The organism is Sphingobium sp. CFD-2, from assembly GCF_024611135.1.
GTDB classification, from domain to species: Bacteria; Pseudomonadota; Alphaproteobacteria; order Sphingomonadales; family Sphingomonadaceae; genus Sphingobium; species Sphingobium fuliginis.
The window spans coordinates 197,450-214,609 of the sequence record NZ_CP084405.1 but is presented as its reverse complement, the minus strand read 5'-3'; the positions used below and the strand labels follow the sequence as shown (position 1 = coordinate 214,609).

Annotated in this window: 16 protein-coding genes; 5 read left to right on the top strand and 11 right to left on the bottom strand. The window is 65.8% G+C overall.

The window, feature by feature from the left end:
* Nucleotides 1–104: 104 nt before the first annotated feature.
* Both LDB29_RS00975 and LDB29_RS00970 read left to right on the top strand, forming a co-directional pair.
* A complete protein-coding gene (locus LDB29_RS00975; protein WP_025550351.1) occupies nucleotides 105–788 on the top strand; it encodes a GntR family transcriptional regulator in 684 nt (227 codons plus the stop codon).
* A gap of 83 nt (nucleotides 789–871) precedes the next feature.
* Nucleotides 872–1,204: a hypothetical protein gene (locus LDB29_RS00970; RefSeq protein ID WP_257555703.1), complete on the top strand. Its 333-nt coding sequence runs from the start codon at nucleotides 872–874 to the stop codon at nucleotides 1,202–1,204.
* 233 nt (nucleotides 1,205–1,437) lie between these two features.
* On the opposite strand, the gene LDB29_RS00965 is transcribed toward LDB29_RS00970, so the two are convergent.
* Together LDB29_RS00965 and LDB29_RS00960 are read right to left on the bottom strand one after the other, a co-directional pair.
* A complete protein-coding gene (locus tag LDB29_RS00965) occupies nucleotides 1,438–2,241 on the bottom strand; it encodes an OmpA family protein (RefSeq protein WP_025552263.1) in 804 nt (267 codons plus the stop codon).
* The gene (locus tag LDB29_RS00960; protein WP_193666726.1) at nucleotides 2,216–4,105 is read right to left on the bottom strand and encodes a YadA-like family protein; all 1,890 of its coding nucleotides are present in this window, start codon (nucleotides 4,103–4,105) and stop codon (nucleotides 2,216–2,218) included. Before LDB29_RS00960 ends, LDB29_RS00965 begins: the two co-directional genes overlap by 26 nt.
* A 194-nt stretch (nucleotides 4,106–4,299) precedes the next feature.
* Between LDB29_RS00960 and LDB29_RS00955 the strand changes: the two genes are divergently transcribed.
* A complete protein-coding gene (locus LDB29_RS00955; protein WP_037449607.1) occupies nucleotides 4,300–5,496 on the top strand; it encodes an IS256 family transposase in 1,197 nt (398 codons plus the stop codon).
* A 361-nt stretch (nucleotides 5,497–5,857) separates the two neighbouring features.
* Nucleotides 5,858–6,763, top strand: a complete 906-nt coding sequence (locus tag LDB29_RS00950; RefSeq protein WP_025547245.1) for a PAS domain-containing protein — start codon at nucleotides 5,858–5,860, stop codon at nucleotides 6,761–6,763.
* Here LDB29_RS00950 and LDB29_RS00945 read toward each other — a convergent pair.
* From LDB29_RS00945 to LDB29_RS00905, 9 genes are all read right to left on the bottom strand, one after another.
* The gene (locus tag LDB29_RS00945) at nucleotides 6,753–7,226 is read right to left on the bottom strand and encodes a spore coat U domain-containing protein (RefSeq protein WP_025547243.1); all 474 of its coding nucleotides are present in this window, start codon (nucleotides 7,224–7,226) and stop codon (nucleotides 6,753–6,755) included. The genes LDB29_RS00950 and LDB29_RS00945 overlap by 11 nt on opposite strands.
* A complete protein-coding gene (locus LDB29_RS00940; protein ID WP_257555701.1) occupies nucleotides 7,223–9,598 on the bottom strand; it encodes a fimbria/pilus outer membrane usher protein in 2,376 nt (791 codons plus the stop codon). The genes LDB29_RS00945 and LDB29_RS00940 overlap by 4 nt, the downstream gene beginning before the upstream one ends.
* A gap of 13 nt (nucleotides 9,599–9,611) precedes the next feature.
* Complete coding sequence (locus LDB29_RS00935; protein ID WP_099186179.1) at nucleotides 9,612–10,349, bottom strand: molecular chaperone; 738 nt, start codon at nucleotides 10,347–10,349, stop codon at nucleotides 9,612–9,614.
* A gap of 14 nt (nucleotides 10,350–10,363) precedes the next feature.
* Nucleotides 10,364–10,795, bottom strand: a complete 432-nt coding sequence (locus LDB29_RS00930; protein ID WP_226869815.1) for a spore coat U domain-containing protein — start codon at nucleotides 10,793–10,795, stop codon at nucleotides 10,364–10,366.
* A 474-nt stretch (nucleotides 10,796–11,269) separates the two neighbouring features.
* Nucleotides 11,270–12,442: a glycosyltransferase gene (locus LDB29_RS00925; RefSeq protein ID WP_044661698.1), complete on the bottom strand. Its 1,173-nt coding sequence runs from the start codon at nucleotides 12,440–12,442 to the stop codon at nucleotides 11,270–11,272.
* Nucleotides 12,443–12,445: 3 nt separating this feature from the next.
* A complete protein-coding gene (locus LDB29_RS00920) occupies nucleotides 12,446–12,946 on the bottom strand; it encodes a DUF2141 domain-containing protein (RefSeq protein ID WP_099186180.1) in 501 nt (166 codons plus the stop codon).
* The gene (locus tag LDB29_RS00915) at nucleotides 12,943–13,887 is read right to left on the bottom strand and encodes a hypothetical protein (RefSeq protein WP_099186181.1); all 945 of its coding nucleotides are present in this window, start codon (nucleotides 13,885–13,887) and stop codon (nucleotides 12,943–12,945) included. Before LDB29_RS00915 ends, LDB29_RS00920 begins: the two co-directional genes overlap by 4 nt.
* Entirely contained in the window at nucleotides 13,884–15,053 is a 1,170-nt protein-coding gene (locus LDB29_RS00910; protein ID WP_158230054.1) for a glycosyltransferase, read from the bottom strand. The genes LDB29_RS00915 and LDB29_RS00910 overlap by 4 nt, the downstream gene beginning before the upstream one ends.
* Nucleotide 15,054: 1 nt before the next feature.
* On the bottom strand, nucleotides 15,055–15,792 hold the full coding sequence (locus LDB29_RS00905; RefSeq protein WP_025547232.1) for a DUF2334 domain-containing protein: 738 nt from the start codon (nucleotides 15,790–15,792) through the stop codon (nucleotides 15,055–15,057).
* Nucleotides 15,793–16,040: 248 nt separating this feature from the next.
* Here LDB29_RS00905 and LDB29_RS00900 point away from each other — a divergent pair, with 248 nt between their 5' ends.
* Entirely contained in the window at nucleotides 16,041–17,051 is a 1,011-nt protein-coding gene (locus LDB29_RS00900; RefSeq protein ID WP_257555696.1) for an endonuclease/exonuclease/phosphatase family protein, read from the top strand.
* Nucleotides 17,052–17,160: the final 109 nt, after the last annotated feature.

Here is a 17,160-nt window from a genome sequence, read left to right as displayed (position 1 = left end):
TCACCCGGCCTGATTTTGCGCCGCCCAATGGCCGACTTTTACTCCGCCGTTGACATCGTCATAAAGGCGGTGGAACGGCAATGGCACGCGCGAGCACTGATGACATGAATTTCACCGCAGTTCGAACCAGCTCGATCGTCAGCGAGGTATATGCCCAGATCAGGGAAAAGCTGCTGTCGGGGGAATTCCTCGCCGGGCAACCGTTGCGGGAGTCCGTGCTCGCGACGGGGATGGCCGTCAGCCGCGCCCCCGTGCGCGAAGCGCTTCGGTTGCTCGAACAATCCGGACTGATCGTGAAGGCGCATAATCGATCCTATGTCGTTGCTCCGTCCGCGCCGGGCGACATGCCCGAACTGGCCGCGCTTCGGGCGGCTGACGAGATATTGGCCATTCGCATCCTCGTGCAGCGCAAGACCGATCTCGGTCCGCTAGCCGCCGTGGTGGATGGAATGCGGGCGGCGCAGGCCAATTCCGATGTGGAAACCATCTCGGCGCTGGACATCGAATTCCATATGACGCTGGTCCGGCTCACCGGACTTCCGCGATTGATCTCACGCTACGACCAACTGAGAGATCAAATTCGGTTCGCCATGCTCTCGGTCGAGGATTTGCACGGCCGTGTCTTGCAGGACCAGGCGGTCATGCATGAGGAATTGCTGACGGAATTGCTGAACGCCCAGCAAAGCGGCCGCGCCGCCGACCTTCTGCGCCTGTGGGAAGAGCATGTCTTCTTTTCCATGAACCCGGCAGATCACATCATTCCCTTGCACGATGACGACCCGGCCTGAGCGCCGGATCGAACAAAGGGCATCGAACGCCATGGGAAACCTATCTCCTCCGCCGCGTTCCTTCATCACGAAGGAGACCTGTCATGTTGAGGACTTTGGCATTGCTCGGCGTCGCGGCCTTGGCCGGGCGGCAACTCTTGAAAGGCGGACGCCCAACCTGGTCCACGCCCATTACAGGAAACCGGGATTCAGCAGCGGAGCACGATGAACAGACCGCAGCGCATCGGCAACGGGCCGACGCTCCCGGCGAAGTGGGACATCGTCCGGTCGATCTGGAAGGTCCCGAACATCCCGATGGATCGCAACGCGCGGACGAACATTACCGCCCCGACATTCATGCAACGGTCGCTCCGGAGGACAAGGAAAGCCTGCGTCCCGTCACCCTGAAATCGGCGCGAGGCCCAACTGACGCCTAGAGCCAATCGACATTCAGATGATGATGAGCCGAAAATGGCGGTTTTCCGTGACCCGGAGCGCAGCCTACTCAAAGTAGGTGAGCACCGGAAGCACGGAAAAGCGTCATTTGCAGGCCGTCAGGGCTGAATGTCGATGGCTCTAGCCTTTCGGCGGGACGCAGCGACCATCGCTCCCGCGCGCCGGCTTTGCCGGACATGCCAGCGATCCGGCTGCGAAGCGCAGGGATATATCATCATTCGTCATTCGACATCATGCGGACCAGCACCCGCCGGTTGAGAGGATCGGCAGCGCCTCCCTCGGACCGGTGCGCGGGCGTGCGCTCCCCCGCTCCGGAGACCTGGAGGTTCGACAGGGGCACCCCCATCGCCACCAGATCCCTGGCCACGGCATCCGCCCGCATCAGGCTCAGCCGGTCATTATAGGCATCCGGTCCCGCGCTGTCGGTAAAACCCGTCACCGACAGCTTTTGGATGCTTCGCTCATTCCCCTGTAGGAATGCGGTCAGTTCGCGATGCGCGTCTTCGCGCACATCGGCCTTGTCGAAATCGAAATAGACCGTGAGCGTCGGCAGCTTCCGCACCGTAACCGGGCGTTGCGGATCGCCGGCCAGCGGTTGCGGCGGCGCGTAGACCATGTCCCGGCACACCTTGTCGCTCCAGGCCATTTTTTCGAGGCGCATCCTGCGGTCCCAATGCAATTGCAGGCGGCAAATCCGATATTCCGTTCCAGAACCGGTATAGAAATCAAGGATATAGTTCCAGCGCCGCTCACCGATCAAACCCTCATGGAAATGGGGCACGCCCAGCAAGGCATAGACCTGCCGCTTGGTCATGCCGGGCGTTAACAGGCGCGGCGTCTGGGGCAACAGAAACACACCCTCGCGGCGGGTGGCGCGACCGGGATCGGGGAAATCCGACAGGGGCGCGATGTCCGGCAGAAAGTCCGGCTCGGCCGCCGCCGCGGGCGACGGACAAAGGACCAGTGCCAGCAGGGCCAGATACCGGCGTCTTTCAGAACGCGATGCCCATGCCGGCATTGGCGCCTCCCTGATTGCGGCTGTTATAGGTTGCGGACGCCCGCATGATGAAACGGCCATTATCCGACACCTTCGATATTCCCATGGCGACCGCATGTTCCCCCTGCCACGTGCTGACGCCCAGGCCCAGGGTGCCGCCGCCGGCTTCGGAAAATTGCGGTATGCCAGCCATCGCCATGGACGCGGCGATGCCGCCCTCCGCATCGCGGCGCAAATTGCGCAGGCCGCTGTCGAACAGATTGAAGCGCACATCCGTATAGGCGTTGGCGGCATCGACCGCTTGCCCCATTCCGCCTTGCAGCTGGCGCAGATTGACCGCGTCGGTCGGCGCCATGCCGTCGGCGACATGGGTGATCTGCCGCTCCGCCCCAGCGCTGCCGACCGACACCGTATTGGCCCGGTCGGCGACAGAAGCATAGCCAAGCGCGACGCTGCCCGGCGCAATCGCCTGCGCCTGCGTGCCCAGGGCCAGGCTGCCGCTGCCGGACGCCACGGCGCCTGCCCCCGCGGCCAGCGTGTCCGCGCCGCTCGCGACGGGCTTGGCATGGCCGGAGCTGTTGTTGACCTGGAGATACCCTGCCCTTGCTTCCTGAAGGTCGGCGATGGCGGTCACATTATAGGCCAGTTGCACATTGGTCGCGTAGAGTTGCGCGCCATTGACCGCCTCAGCCGATGCCGCGCTCAGTTCGCCCGCGGCAACGCCGCCGATCTTCTGGTCGACGCCGCCGCGCGCGGCATTATAGGCCTGGATCGCCGGATCATAGGGCAGCGCGTCCTGCGCCGCACCGCCACCGCCGCCGCCTCCGCCGCTCCCCGAACTGCTCAACTGCGACAGGTTGACCGCGTCGCTGCTCGTGGTGCCGGCGGCCAGATTGGTGATGGCCGTGCCGCCTGCGCCGCCGAGGATGATGGAGGATTTCGTCCCATCCTGATATTTGACGGCCAGATCGTTCAATATCGCAAGATCATAGCCTAGCTGGACGATGGCCGCGCTGTTCTGGGCGACAAGGTCGTTCGTCGCCTGCAATTGCGAGCCGTTGACCGCATCGGTGCTGGTGGCGTTCACCGCTCCCGCGCTAAGGTTGGTGATGCCGGTGCCGGTCGCGCCCTGCAGCGTGACCATCGACCGCGCGCTGCCGTCATATTGCACCGCGTTGCCGGCCAGGGTGCCCAGCGCGTCGTTGACGGCCTGCAATTGCGCGACATTGACCCCATCGGTCGGATTCGCCCCGGCCGCGAGCCCGGTCAGGCGGCGGCCGCCGATATTCACCTCCGCGCTGGCAGTGCCGCCGACCAGATAGGCGGGCAGGTTCAGGCTGAGGCCGTTGGCGACCGATCCCGCACCCAATGCCACGCTGCGCATGTGGGTGGCAGATGCCCCCGCGCCGATCGCCACCGCCTCATAGGCGCCCGTGGCCGTGCTGGCGAGGTTGCCGATGGCGATGGCGTCCAGCTCGCCCGCGCTGGCTTCAAGACCCGGCGTACCCAGACCGGTGATCTTATTGCCGCCAAAGGAAATGCCCCTGGGCGTAAGAAGGCTGAAACTGTCGGAGGTCGTTTCGCAACTCGGGTCGGAGAGCAGGTCGACGGCATTGCCGTTGATGTCGAGCACATTGAGATTGATCGGCGCGCCCGACGCCGCATTGGACAATGCGGCGTTGATGCCGAGGTCGACCGATCCGAAGGTCAGGATGCTCAGCGTCGATTCCACCGGCGCCAGAACGGGCGTGATGACATCGCCGATGGTCTGCGTCAGCACCGATTTGGGCAGGCTGACGCCGGAGCAGGCGCTGACCACATTGGCTCGGGCGGTCACGCCCGACCCCGCGCCCGCCAGCAGCAAAGCGCCCGTCAGCCATCGCATGGCCTTCCTGCCTCGCCCCTCCGCCGGGTTCGCTATTCCGGCAATCCCGGATGAATATCGCGATGCGTCGCGCCTCATGGATCCGTCCCCTGAACGGGGTAGTGTGCGGGATGTTCTGCAAAATCCATTGAGGATTTGAGCGGCCATGGCAGGCTGGTGATGTTCAAAGTCGCCAACCCCAATGGAGCCCCACCATGACCAGGAATGAGAATAGACCATCGATAGCGGCCGTCAAAGATTTGATGGGCGCGAACCGCGACGCCTTGCGGGAGATCGTGCAGGATTTGCTGCAGGAGATGCTGGAAGGTGAGATGACCGATGTCCTTGGCGCCTCGAAGAGCGAACGCATTGACGGCCGTGTTGGCTATCGATCCGGACATTACAATCGGACGCTGATCACGCGGGTGGGCAAGCTGGAGCTGCGGGTGCCGCAGGATCGCGACGGCCGTTTCTCGACCGAGCTGTTTGAGCGCTATCAGCGCTCGGAGCAGGCGCTCGTGGCATCGTTAGCCGAGATGTACGTCCAGGGTGTGTCGACCCGGAAGGTGAAGGCTATCACCGAAGAGCTTTGCGGCCACAGCTTCTCCGCCTCGACCATCTCAGCGATCAACAAGCGACTGGACGAGAGCCTGACAGCCTTTGCCCGACGTCGGCTGGACGAGCCGTTCGCCTACCTCATCATCGATGCCAAATATGAGAAAGTCCGCCAGGCAGGCGTGGTGCGCTCCTGCGCCGTACTCGTCGCACTGGGTGTGGACTGGGAAGGCCGGCGCCAGATTCTGGCTGTAGAGCTCGCCAACCGCGAGAGCCGCTCTTCGTGGAAGGACTTTCTCGTCGGCCTCAAGGAGCGCGGCCTCCACGGTGTCGAATATATCGTTGCCGATGACCATGCGGGTTTACGAGCCGCTGTTCGTGAAGTGTTGCCAGATGCCTGGTTCCAGCGCTGTTACGTGCACTTTTTAAGAAATGCTCTCGACCATCTGCCGCGTAAAGCTGATGACGACTGCCTGCAGGAGCTGCGTTGGATCTACGATCGTCGCGAACTATCAGAGGCCAAAAGCGATCTGGCTGCCTGGCTGAGAAAATGGTCGCCACGATACCCCAAGCTCACCAGCTGGGCGGAAGAAACCATCGAGGAGACGTTCACCTTCTACCGGCTTCCGCGGCAGCATCATAAACATATGAAGAGCACCAATATGCTCGAGCGCTTTAACGAAGAAATCAAACGCAGGACGATCGTCCTGCGTATCTTCCCCAATGAAGACAGCTGTTTGCGCCTCATACGCTCGCTTGCTGTCGAGACCCACGAAAACTGGCTCGAAGCCAACCGCTATCTCAACATGAACGACCTTAAGGAGATGAAGAAAGCCGATCTACGTCAAGCCGCCTAGCCAGCATGCCCGCCGCTATTTGCAGAACTTGACGCACACAACCCTGAACGGGTGCCCCCCACGCGCCCGTCCAGCGGTAGCGCAAGCCCGGCATCCCACGTCCCCGGACGGAAGATGGAAGCGCCACGGCTAAGGGCGCGCGAAGGCGAAGACAGGGAATTTTACGCAATATATGTATCGGCACGGCCCGCAGGATTTTTCCCTTCCCCGACCCCGCCCATATTCGTCCGGCAACACAATGGGTTGAGGAAGCATTTGATCGGCGGCAGCGCACTCGTTACGATTCCGTTTTAATGACAGGCCCGATATTGTACGCATTATGCGGACACCGACGGGATGATGGGAAAAGGGGAGCAAGCCGGTGGATGATTTACCGCCCGGTCAGGTCGTCACGGCCACGGCGCTGATTCGGCATTTCGCCGTGCATTCGCGACAGGCAATGGGCGAACCCATCCATATCATGAACCATGGCCATGTCGGCCTGACGCTCCTTGCGACGGACCTGTTCCAGCGTCTGGCCAGTGGCCGGAAATGCTCCAGCGGACCGGATCATCCGGAAACGCAACTGGACATCCTGCTGGACATGATCCCCACGCAGGTGATCCTGACGGATCGGGATCTGAAACTCTCCCGGATCAATCTGGCCGCACGCCGCCGCTTTGGCGTCAGCGAGAAGCAGGTGCTGGGAGTCCCCCTGGCGCAGATGCTGGCGGGCTCCGACTCCCATTCCCTGTTGCGGGCGCTTGAACGCGTACGCGACACGGGCATTCCGGAAGCGTTCGAGCAGAACGCCGCCGGGCCGCCGCCGCTCGTCCATCGCGTCCAGGCTGCGGCCTTTCCGGGCGGTTTTGCCGTGCTTGCCGATGAAATCGCGGATCGCGTGACCCTGCGCGCCCAGGATGCGCGGATCGCCGCCTATGAGGATCTGATCGACCGGCTGCCCGGACTGGCCCGCGGAACCTTCAATGTCCGGGCCATCGTCACCGATATTTCGCCCGCGCTCGCGGAGCTGGTCGGGACGGAGAAGAGCCGGATCGTCGGCACCCGATTTGCGACCCTGTTCGGGGCTTCCAACCGCGGCACGATCAGCGATGCCGTGGAAGAGTTGCTGACCGTGGGGAAACCGTTCGGCATGGCGGCGGCATTGGTGGGCGGCCGTCCCGACGGCCAGACCGTCTGGGTCAATGCCGCGCCGCTCTTGTCCGCCGACGGGCAGGCGGGCGGCGTCTTCATGATGGGAACGAAGCCGGTCGGCATCAGTAGCTGATGGTGACGATCAGGCTGTCGGCATAGGCCCCCGCCTGCGGCCATTGTCCCGCCGCGATGCGGCCATAGACGGACACGGTCTGGCTGAAGGACAGCAGCCCGTTCAACGAGGCGGTGACCGTGCCGGTCCCCGACGATCCGGTTCCCCAGACGGTCGTGCGGCTGGCATTTGTATAGAGGTTGTAGTTGAGCCGTGCGCCACCCTGCGTCATCTGGCGCGCCAGCGCATCGCCCGACGAGCCCGGGCTGATCGCGATGTCGATGGTCCCCGCCAGCGAGACCAGGCCCGTGCAACTGAGCGTCACGCTGCCCGCGGCGTCCTTGGGCGCGGGCGAAGTGGGATCGTAGCCGCCAAAGCCGATCCCCGTTGTCGACGCCGAACAACTGCACAGGGTGCAGCCCCATGCCGGCGTCGCCAGCCCCATGCCGGCCAGCGCGGCCAGAACGAATCCCGCAGCTTTCATCGCTTCCCCTCCCGATCCGGCACACAGCGTACCGGCCCCATCCGTGCCGCACCGGCGTTGCCCGGCAGGGCCGGGACGATCGCGCGGCAGGCGACCGCCGGGCCGGACAGCAGGATTTCCTGCCCTTCATGCGCATCGGCCAGATACACTTCGCCGCCATGTCCGGAAATGCCGGGTGCCGCTCCCTCCATGGTGACGGTCAGTCCTTCCGCAATGGCCGCGCCGCCGCCGTCGACCAGCCGCAAGGTGACGGGGTGAGCGGCCGCACCCCCAAAACCGATCCTCACCGCCTGCCGGTATCCCGGAACCGCGACCTGCTCCGCCGATGTCACGACAGTGTCGATCGGCAGGGCATCCAGGTCGATCGCGATCCGGTTGGCCGCATAGGGCTGCAACCCCGTGACGATCGCGGGCCTGCCCGGTTCCGCCTTGCGCGCGACCGGCCGGTTTTCGAAGAAGACCGTCACGTCCTGATCGGCGGCCACATCCACCACGGCAAAGGCGTAATCGAGCTGCGGTGTCGCGATGATCCGTCCCCCTACCCGCAGCAACGCCCCGCGGGCCTGGAACCGCATCCCTTCCATTTCCCCCATGCGCGACGCCGACAGATCGACATCGCCGGCCGCCGTGCGCCATGTCACGCCGCCTTCCATCTGTACCGGCGCATCCGCCTGACGCGACGCCAGGAAGCGATAGCCCCACCCCGCGTCCGGCGGCGGGTTCTGGCTGAAGCTGGCGGCGGTGCGGCCACCCTCCACGAACAGGCCCGCGCTCGACCGCACGCCGAGGGGAAGGGTCAGCGATCCGAAAAGGCCGTTGGTCCGGCTGTCCGAAAGGCGCGTCCGCCGCGCGCCCAGCGTGACCCAGGCCGCCCCCAGGCTGGCCGCATAGGAAAGGGAGCCGGTGGAGAAGCGGTCGCCTTGGCCGCCCTCACTGTCGAGATAATGGGCATTGACGGTGCCGCGCCCGCCAAGGGCCAGGCTTCCCGCCACGACCCATTCCCGGCGACCGGCGGGCACGGGATCATCCTCCCCGACCTGCGCGAAATGCGCATCTTCCTGCATGTAGCTGGCGGTCACGGAATAGCGGGCCGTGATCCGCTGCACCTGCGCGCGCCACAGGAAACCATCACCCGAACGGCCATGCGACCCCGCCGCCGCCAACGATATTTCGCCCCAGGAAGACAGAAGCGCGCCAAATCCCAGCCCGGCCATCTGCCCATCCTCGCTTGCCTCCATGCGGCCGGAAAGCGTCAGGCCGTCGCCCAGCCCATGCCGCCAGAAACCGGCGGCGAAGGGAGCCCCATAGGAAAAGCTGCGCGCACCGAAGTCCCTGCGCAAAAACCCTGCCTCCAGCGAAAAATCGTCCAGCCCTTCCCGCAACAGCCGCGGACTGGTGTAGAAGCTTTGTGTGACGGTGCGGGCGGCGCCATTGGCGTCCCTGATCGTCATCGTCACTTCGCCCGCGCCGGTAAAGACGGGCTGATAATCGATTTTGAAATCGCCGGGCTGAACCGCCATGCTCTGGCGGCTGCTGGCCGCCGCAAGGTCCACGACCGAGGGCAAGGCGGCGGAGCCGGAAAGCCGGGGCACCGGATAGGTGACGGCTTCCGGCGTCAACGAGAAATCGGTCCCCAGCCTCACCCCGGCGAACCGGACCGGCCGGTTCCAGTCGGCGCCGCGCGTCAATGTGTCGCCCAGGACCAGCCGCAAACGCCGATCCTGAAAATCGCGGATGACATTGCTGTCGAGACGAACCGCCCCCGGCCCGCCGCCGCCCTGCTGCATCAGGGCGGTGATGCCGGCGACGCCCCAGCCGCCCGACATCCCGGCATCCAGCAGGGCGGAAGCGGCCCAGCCGCCGCCCCAGCGCGCGACCGACAGATCATAGCCGGCAAATTGCACCGGCACCGCTTCCATCACCGGCCGTCCGCGCTGTTCCGGGCCGATATGGGCGGTCGGGAAGAAGGACGGCCCGGCGTCGATCAGCAGCGTCCCGCCCGAACCGTCGAGTTTCACCGAAAGGCCGGGCAGCCCGTCCAGCAAGGCATAGTTGCAGCCGCCCACCTCCATTTGCCGAAGCGGCGCGGGCAACCGCAAACCCCATTGGCTCAGCATGTCCTGCCGGACGAACAGGCGGCCCGCGCTCAGCACGACAAGGCCCGTCTCTTCAAGCGGCTGGCCATTGATGACGACTCCCACGGGCATGGGGCGCGGACTGCCGTCCGGCTCGACCGCCACCGGAACGGCGAGGGCCAACGGAAGATCGGACGCCGCCGCCGGTTGCGCCAGCGACAGCCATAGCAGGACCGATGCCCTGCCCGGCCGCCAGCCGGCCCGCCCTGCGCCGGACAATGCAGCAGCGAGCGGCATCGATCATCCACCCTCACCGCTCGGCGACGGCGGTTGACGCGGCGAGTGGGCCAGTGGCCGTCTCCACCTGCACTCCGCTGATCGCATCGCCATCCGGGGATTCAAGCGGCAGGTCGATGCGCCCGCCCGCCAGCAGGTAGAAACCACGGTCGAGCCGCGTGACTTTCCCGCCAGCCCCGGCAGGCGTCATGTCGATCGCCGTGACCTGGACATGCCGGTCGCCCTGGTTGAACAGAATGAGCGTCCGCCGTCCATCCGCACCCTTTCCGACCGACCAGCGAAGCAGGGGCGCCGCGCCCGACGGCGCGCGGAATATCGGCATGCTGATGCGAAGCAACGTCCGCACGGTACCGGGAGCAACCGTCGCCATCGGCAATTCATCGATGATCAGGCGGTAGCTCTCTTCACGCGACCCGCTGCGCGTCGGCAGGCTGCACCGGACCAGCCGGCTCGACCCGCCGGGAATGCTGAGAATGGAGGGATTGACGACGGGCCCCCCGTCCGGGTCCAGCAGGTCGATGCCGTTCGCATCCTTGCGCCAGCCAAAACCCCTGACCTGGACAGTCGCGGGCGCCTTGTCATCATTGGCGATGGTCAGGCTGCAAAACTGTTTCTCGGCCGCCATTTCGATCCGCACCGGCAGGATGCGCAGCGCGCCCGCATTCGCAGACGGTGCGATCCCCCAGAACAGGACGCCGACCATCACCGCCAGAACCCGTCCGGGTCCTGCGCCATGCCGCCTGATTGTCATGACCGGACCTGCCTTCAGTAGCTGACGGTGATCGTCACCGTGTCGGTGTAGCTGCCGGCGGCCACGCTCTGCTGGGCGGGGATGCGGCCATAAACGGTGAACGCCGCCGGCAGGATCGTCGACGCGGTCTGGGCGACCGTGTCCGACCCCACCGAGTTGCCCCAGTTCGTGCTGCGTCCCGAATTGCTGTAGAGCGCGTAGCCGAGCGGATTGGCGCCGCTCAGCATCTTCCGGGTCGATACCGTCGCTCCGACGGCGCTTCCCGCGTTCAATCCTATGTTGAACAATGTGCCCGGCGTGCAGGTGACATTGATCGTGCTGGTCGCATCGGTCGGAGACGCCGATGTCGGATCATAGCTGCCAAACGCCATGTTCGTCGCCGACACCAGGCAGACGTTCAATACCGTGGCCGACACGCCCATCGTCGTTGTGGCATCCGTTGCCATCGCCGCATTCGGCAAGAGACCCAAAAGGAACAACGCACAATATTTGCGCATGACGTTTCCCCCTCCGGTGATTTCGACACCTATTGATCTGAACCAATATTGGAGCAGGAAAGGTTAGAGAAACGTTAGCAGTGTTTACTGTTTCCCATGCAAAGAGGATTATATTCACTTCCGATCACAATTTGCGGGATCGATATATAACTTTCGAAATATCGAAGAAGACCGATTATCTTTATTTGAATGCCAGGAATTGGCTTCCGCGCGACCTGACGCCGCGGTCAGGGTTGTCCCGGCCCCTTCCCATGTTGCCGATCGGCACGCAACAACCACCAAAGAATGGCGGCCACGAACGACCAGCACTCGCAAGTCGACCGATGGCGCAGGCCGCAGGGATGGACTTCCACCGCATCCTGCGGCGATTTCCGAAAGGCCGGAAAGGGAATGTGCGGGCGCAGGGGGCGGGTAATGCGTCGGTCAAGCAACATGGCGTCGTGCCCCTGCAATATCGTCATAGGCCGCAAACAGCCGGTCGAAATGGTCGTCCATAGTCATGACGGCCGGCGCAGACTCCAGCGCCGCCCGGCGCCGCGCCACCGCATCGGCGCGCGCGAATTTCGCGATCACACCGGCCAGACTGTCCGCCTGTCCCGCGCGATAGAGCAGTCCGCCGCCGCTGCGCGCCTGATCGGACGCGCCGCCTTCGTCGGGCACGATGACCGGCAGGCCGCTGGCGCGCGCTTCGGCCGCGACCATGCAGAAGGTCTCCGCCTCGCAGCCATGGACGAGCGCGTCGGCGCTGGCGAGCAGTTCGGCCAGCGCCGGGCGGGAATGCATCGGCGCCAGCAGCTGGATGTGCGGATTATGGGCCGACGCCCGGCGCACCCGCCCTCTCTCCCGCCCGTCACCGACCAGCACCAGACCGACCGGCGTCGAAAAGCCCGCCGACGTCACCGCATCGATCACCATCGGCCAGCGCTTTTCCGGGGCGTGACGGCCAACACCCAGCAGCAGCGTCGCCTCCGGCCCCAGCCCGCAGCGCTCCAGCAGGCGGGCGCGCAGCCCCTCATGCCGATGCGCGGGGCTGAAATGCCCCGGCTCGACGCCCATGGGCAGCGTCATCACCCGCCGGAGCCGTCCCGCCTCCAGCCGGCGCGACAGGCTGTCGCTGGCGCTGACCACCAGATCGAACCGCTCGTCCAGCCGGCGCAGGTGGCGCCAGAACCAGTCGAACCCCCGGTCGATCGCCTCGCGGCTCAGCACCGATCCGAACCAGCGATAGGCATAGGCCGACAGCGGATCGGCGTGCATGATGAGCGCGCGCGGCGCGCCGCCCCGCCACCGCGCCACCATCGCCGCGCTGGCCCAGGGCGAGGATGCCTCGACCAGATCGGGCTGCAACCGGTCGAGCATGGCATGGAGCGACGCTTCGTCGTCGAAATAGGAATAGCGCCGGTCCAGCGGAAAGCGGCGCGCGGGCAGCATGACGATCCTGCCGCCGCCCGCCTCCACCACCCGGTCGCTGTCGGACGGCGCGAGGATGATGACCTCATGCCCGGCCAGCGCCCCGGCGCGCAGCTTGCGCTCGACATAGGTTTTCACCCCGCCGCCGCTGGGCGCGTAGAAGGCGCAGACGTCGACGATGCGCATGGCCTATTTCTCCACCGGGCCGAAGGACAGCAGCCCCCGGCGATAATTGACGATGATGCCGATATGGGTGGGACCGCTGCCGACGACCGCCCTGGCGGCGACGGCGGACGGTCTGGACCAGCCCAGCTTCGGATTGCCGGGAAAGCCGATCCCGTCGACCGAAAGCGAGAAGCGGCGGTTGGCGTCGCGGTCGTGCAGCAGGCTGAGCGCATAGGTGCCGGGACCGGGCGCGCGGATGCAGAGCTGCACGGGCCCGGTGGCCGGGACCGCCACCTCCACCCGGCGGAAGGGCTTGCCGGCCGCGACCAGCAGATTGTCGTCGGCCAGGAAGTCCGCGTCGTCCGCGGGGTACAGTTCCAGCTTCAGCCGTCCCTTGCGGTCCTTGAGGCCGTTGACGTCGACCAGAAAGGACGGGCCCTTTTCATCCACCCGGCACTGGCCCTCCGCCTTGCCAAGGTCGGGGGTGGAGGGGATGGCGGCGGCGAGCAGCAGCGTCGCGATCATTGCACCTCGCTCTCCTTCATGAGGCCCGTCGCGCCCAGCGCCATGCCGACCAGCAGATGCGCCACCAGGATGAGCGAGGCCATCAACGCCATCGCCGACACGATCTCGCTGTCGCGCCCGATCAGGAAGGCGGCCATGCCTGCGAACACCACATCCTTGTTCGGCAGGAAGGGCAGGCGGGATACCAGTTGGCGCAGCGTGCCGAGCAGGATCCACCAGCTGAGTTCGATGTCGGGCAGCAGCATGTGCCACATCATCGCCGCCAGCACCGTGGTCGCGACGATGCGGGCCAGATGGATGCCCGCAACGACCCGCAATTCCGCGCGCGGCAGGGTGAACAGCCGCCTGCGCAGCAGCATCGCCACCAGCGATGTCGCCAGCACGAACAGGATCGACCCGCCCACTTCCCAACTGTTGAGCCGCGCGTCCACCGCCCCCAGCAGCGGCACGGCGAAGGCGACCATGACCAATGTGACGCCGTTGCCGACCAGCGCGGAAAGGATCGTCACATCCTTGATCGCGCCGAACGGCGCGGTCGTGATCTTCCCGCTGCGCCGCGCCCAGGCGTAGAAATAGACTTCGCCGAGATAGCCGAGCAGTATCTCGTTGCTGACCAGCTTGCGCAGCAGCGCTGCGAAGCCGTCTGCCGGGATCGCCCAGAGACGACGGAAGATCACCCATTCGGAAAGCGGCCCGGCCAGATAGTAAAGCGCGAACGCCGCCCAGAAGGCGATGCTGCCGGGCAGCATCGCCCACAGGCTGGACGGGTCGATTCCATGGAACTGGTGCAGCGCGACGACCAGGATCAGCACCGACACCAGCGGCCCGGCCCAGCGGGTCCAGTTGCGGCCCGACTGGATCAGCGGCTTGGGGTCGAGCACCGGCGGGTCGAGCGGCACGACGGGAGGAGGAAGCAGGCCGGTGGAGCTGTTGCCGGTCATAAGGAACTCGTCATTGTGGACGGGATGGGTTGACGACACGCAATGAGGAACGCCTCAGTCGGTCGCGCGGCAATTCGGGCGAAGCTGTCCAGATAGGCGGGGGCGGCCGCCTCCAGCGTGAAGTGCCGCGCCTGGGCCAGACTGGCGGCGGCATGCTGGGGCCCCGGCGCGTCGGCCAGAACCCTTGCGAAGGCGGCAAGATCACCTGCCGGCACCAGCCTCCCCAACGCGCCGTCGCCCAACAAGGACCGCATCGCGGCGCTGCACTCCGTCGCGATGACCGGCAGGCCGACCGCCAGCGCTTCCAGCACCACGGCGGGAACTCCTTCATAATCGGACGAGAGGAGGAAGGCGTCGGCCTGCCCGATCCTGAGGGCGGGATCGGGAACATGGCCCATGAAGCAAAGGCGTCCGGCAATGCCAAGCCGGCGGGACCGCGCGGCGAGCCTGCCGCGTTCCGGGCCCTCGCCGAAGATCAGCAGACGATCGTCGGGGCCCGCGGCCCGCGCGAAGGCGTCCAGCATCAACCCGAAATTCTTCTGTCGCGCCAGCCGGCCGATGGCGACGAACCAGCGCCCCTTGCCCGCCCTCTTCCGCCGGACGGCGCGCAGCCGGTCGATCTGGTCCAGCGACAGCGCCGGATCGGGGATGATGCTGATCGCCCCGGCTCCCGGCCGGACGAGCGCGGCAATCTCGCGCTCCAGCCCCGGCGCCATGGCGACGAAATGATCGATGAACCGCCCCTGGATGCGCAGCCACAACCGGTAGGCGGTACGCACCGGCCAGACCATGTCCCGCCGCTCCAGGTCATTGCTGATCTTCGCCAGGACGGGCGGGCAATGGCGTCCCAGCAGCAGCTTCATCGCCACGGCGACCACCGCATAGCTGTTGCCCGCGCAGAACATCGCGTCCGGCCGCGTCCGGCGGATGAAGCCCGGCAATGTCATGATCATCCACAGGGTCTCGAACCCGGCAACGGAAAAGCCCGGCCCGCGCGGCACATGAGGGTCAAGGTCATGGCCCAGTTCAGCGCCCATCGCGCCATCGCCGCGCCCCAGGAACAGTGGCGCGTCGATGCCCTGGTCCCGCCAGCGGCGCACCAGCCGCAGCGCGACCCGCTCGACGCCGCCCGGCTCGAAACTGTGGAGGAAGGTCAGGATACGCATTTCAGCCAGCCAGCAGATCGCCATAGCGCGCCGGGCGGTGGGTCCGCCCCAGACGCCGCACCACCCGGTCGATGCTGTCGAGCAGGGCGGGCACATGCGCGTCGCCCGGATGCACCGCGACCCGCGCGACCGGCGCATGGCGCAGGACAGGCGGCAACAGCCGCGCCGCCAGCAGGGAGGAGGCGATGCGCGCCCGGCTGCGGCTGGCCCAGGTGATGACCGGTCCACGGGCCAATATCCTGCCCGATGGCGGATGCCACACCTTCATATGATCCTCCGCCAAGGCGAATCCGCACCGGCCAAGCGCGGCGCGCGCAGGGCTGCCGTAAAGCCAGGCGGGCGCGACGAAGCCCGCCACCGGCAGGCCCGTAACCTGTTCGATCAGATCGCGGCCGTCGGTCATCCGCCGTGCAGCGGTCGCCCCGTCCAGACCCAGAAACTCGCCCTCCCCGGCGGTCATGCGCCGCGCCTTGAACCGATCCAGGGCATTGTCATGGGTCGCCATGTCCCTGTGGAACCATCCATGGGCGAACATGCTGACGCCGGCCTCCGCCCAGCCACGCAGCCGCGTCGCGAAGGGCGATCCGGGCAGCAGCGGGTGCACGCCCCAATGATTGGGCACCACCAGCATCGCAAGCGTGCCGGGCGCGGCGTGCATCGAAAGCCGATCCAGCAGGCGATCGACTTCACCCTCGAAACATGGACCAACATCATGAAGGGAAAGAAGAAGTCGTTTCATGACAGGTCCACACCCCCAGCACGCCTGCGCCTATCGAGCGCCGCTATGATGCCGGGTGATGACCTGCCTGTGACAATTTGCGCCATATCCGCCTTTCGCCCTCATCGGGAAGACGCCATCGCCGCAAAGGACCGCAGTTGCTGCATGAATATTTTTATCGCCCGGCGACAACTGCGGTGTTGCTCTGCCGGCATCGTCGTTGCGCCACAGGAGAAGAAGCTGTGCGCATTCCGACATGGACTTTCCGCATGATCGCCGTCGCCGCACTGATCGCGGCGGCGCCTCCGGCTGACACGCGCGCCCTCCCGCCGCCGCCCGTCCCCATCGGCTTCGATGGCGCCCTGTCGGTCATGACCTATAATGTCCATGGCCTGCCCTGGCCGCTGGCCTGGGGGCGCGAAGCCGATTTCGACCGCATCGCAACGACGCTGCGCGACATGCGCGCGGAGGGGCGCAATCCCCATGTCGTGCTGTTGCAGGAAGCCTTTACCGACGATGCGAGGGCGATCGGACGGGCGGCCGGCTATGCCTATGTCGCGGACGGCCCGGACGACCGGACGACGAACGATGCGCGACCGGCGGTCACGGAGCAGCGCTTCGTCGCCGGCGAGAGCCCGCTCCACGGCGAGGGCATCGGCAAATATGTCGGCAGCGGCCTGCAGATCCTGTCCGACTTTCCCATCGTCGCGGTCCACCGCATGGCCTTTCCGCGCTTCGCCTGTGCCGGGTTCGATTGCCTGGCGAACAAGGGCGCCATGCTGGTGCGGATCAGCCTTCCCGGCCAGCCCGGGCCGATCGATATAGTCACTACGCATCTCAACAGCCGTCGCGCCTCCGACGTGTCGGATGCCCGCTCCAACCATGCCCACAGCCTTCAGATCGCCAGCCTCACCGCCTTCATCCGCCAATGGCACGACCCTCACGACCCGCTGATCGTCGGCGGCGATTTCAATGCAGGCCAGGCGGTCGAGCGGCGCGTCGACCTTATGGACCATGCGGCGCGGGACTGGAGTTTCGGCACGCCCATGGACAATGCCTATGCCGCTGCCGAGGGGCTGCACCTGCCCTTCTCCGCCGATGCCCGCCTGTCGGAACGGCGCGCCCGCGACTGGGAGTTTTTCGCGTCGGGCCGGCAGATGACTCTGACGCTGCGCCGGATCGACATTCCCTTCGGCCATGGGGCGGACGGCACCATGCTTTCAGACCATGTCGGCTACACCGCCACCTATGCGCTAGAGCCAATCGACATTCAGCCCTGACGGCCTGCAAATGACGCTTCCGTGCTTCCGGTGCTCACCTACCTTGAGCAGGCTGCGCTCCGGGTCACGGAAAACCCCTATTTTCGGCTCGTCATCTTCTGAATGCCGA

Excerpts from the sequence above, each read along its gene's own strand:
- LDB29_RS00975 (WP_025550351.1), top strand. The coding sequence starts at position 105 with ATGAATTTCACCGCAGTTCGAACCAGCTCGATCGTCAGCGAGGTATAT.
- LDB29_RS00970 (WP_257555703.1), top strand. The coding sequence starts at position 872 with ATGTTGAGGACTTTGGCATTGCTCGGCGTCGCGGCCTTGGCCGGGCGG.
- LDB29_RS00965 (WP_025552263.1), bottom strand. The coding sequence starts at position 2,241 with ATGCCGGCATGGGCATCGCGTTCTGAAAGACGCCGGTATCTGGCCCTG.
- LDB29_RS00960 (WP_193666726.1), bottom strand. The coding sequence starts at position 4,105 with ATGCGATGGCTGACGGGCGCTTTGCTGCTGGCGGGCGCGGGGTCGGGC.
- LDB29_RS00955 (WP_037449607.1), top strand. The coding sequence starts at position 4,300 with ATGACCAGGAATGAGAATAGACCATCGATAGCGGCCGTCAAAGATTTG.
- LDB29_RS00945 (WP_025547243.1), bottom strand. The coding sequence starts at position 7,226 with ATGAAAGCTGCGGGATTCGTTCTGGCCGCGCTGGCCGGCATGGGGCTG.
- LDB29_RS00940 (WP_257555701.1), bottom strand. The coding sequence starts at position 9,598 with ATGCCGCTCGCTGCTGCATTGTCCGGCGCAGGGCGGGCCGGCTGGCGG.
- LDB29_RS00935 (WP_099186179.1), bottom strand. The coding sequence starts at position 10,349 with ATGACAATCAGGCGGCATGGCGCAGGACCCGGACGGGTTCTGGCGGTG.
- LDB29_RS00930 (WP_226869815.1), bottom strand. The coding sequence starts at position 10,795 with ATGGCAACGGATGCCACAACGACGATGGGCGTGTCGGCCACGGTATTG.
- LDB29_RS00925 (WP_044661698.1), bottom strand. The coding sequence starts at position 12,442 with ATGCGCATCGTCGACGTCTGCGCCTTCTACGCGCCCAGCGGCGGCGGG.
- LDB29_RS00920 (WP_099186180.1), bottom strand. The coding sequence starts at position 12,946 with ATGATCGCGACGCTGCTGCTCGCCGCCGCCATCCCCTCCACCCCCGAC.
- LDB29_RS00915 (WP_099186181.1), bottom strand. The coding sequence starts at position 13,887 with ATGACCGGCAACAGCTCCACCGGCCTGCTTCCTCCTCCCGTCGTGCCG.
- LDB29_RS00910 (WP_158230054.1), bottom strand. The coding sequence starts at position 15,053 with ATGCGTATCCTGACCTTCCTCCACAGTTTCGAGCCGGGCGGCGTCGAG.
- LDB29_RS00905 (WP_025547232.1), bottom strand. The coding sequence starts at position 15,792 with ATGAAACGACTTCTTCTTTCCCTTCATGATGTTGGTCCATGTTTCGAG.
- LDB29_RS00900 (WP_257555696.1), top strand. The coding sequence starts at position 16,041 with ATGATCGCCGTCGCCGCACTGATCGCGGCGGCGCCTCCGGCTGACACG.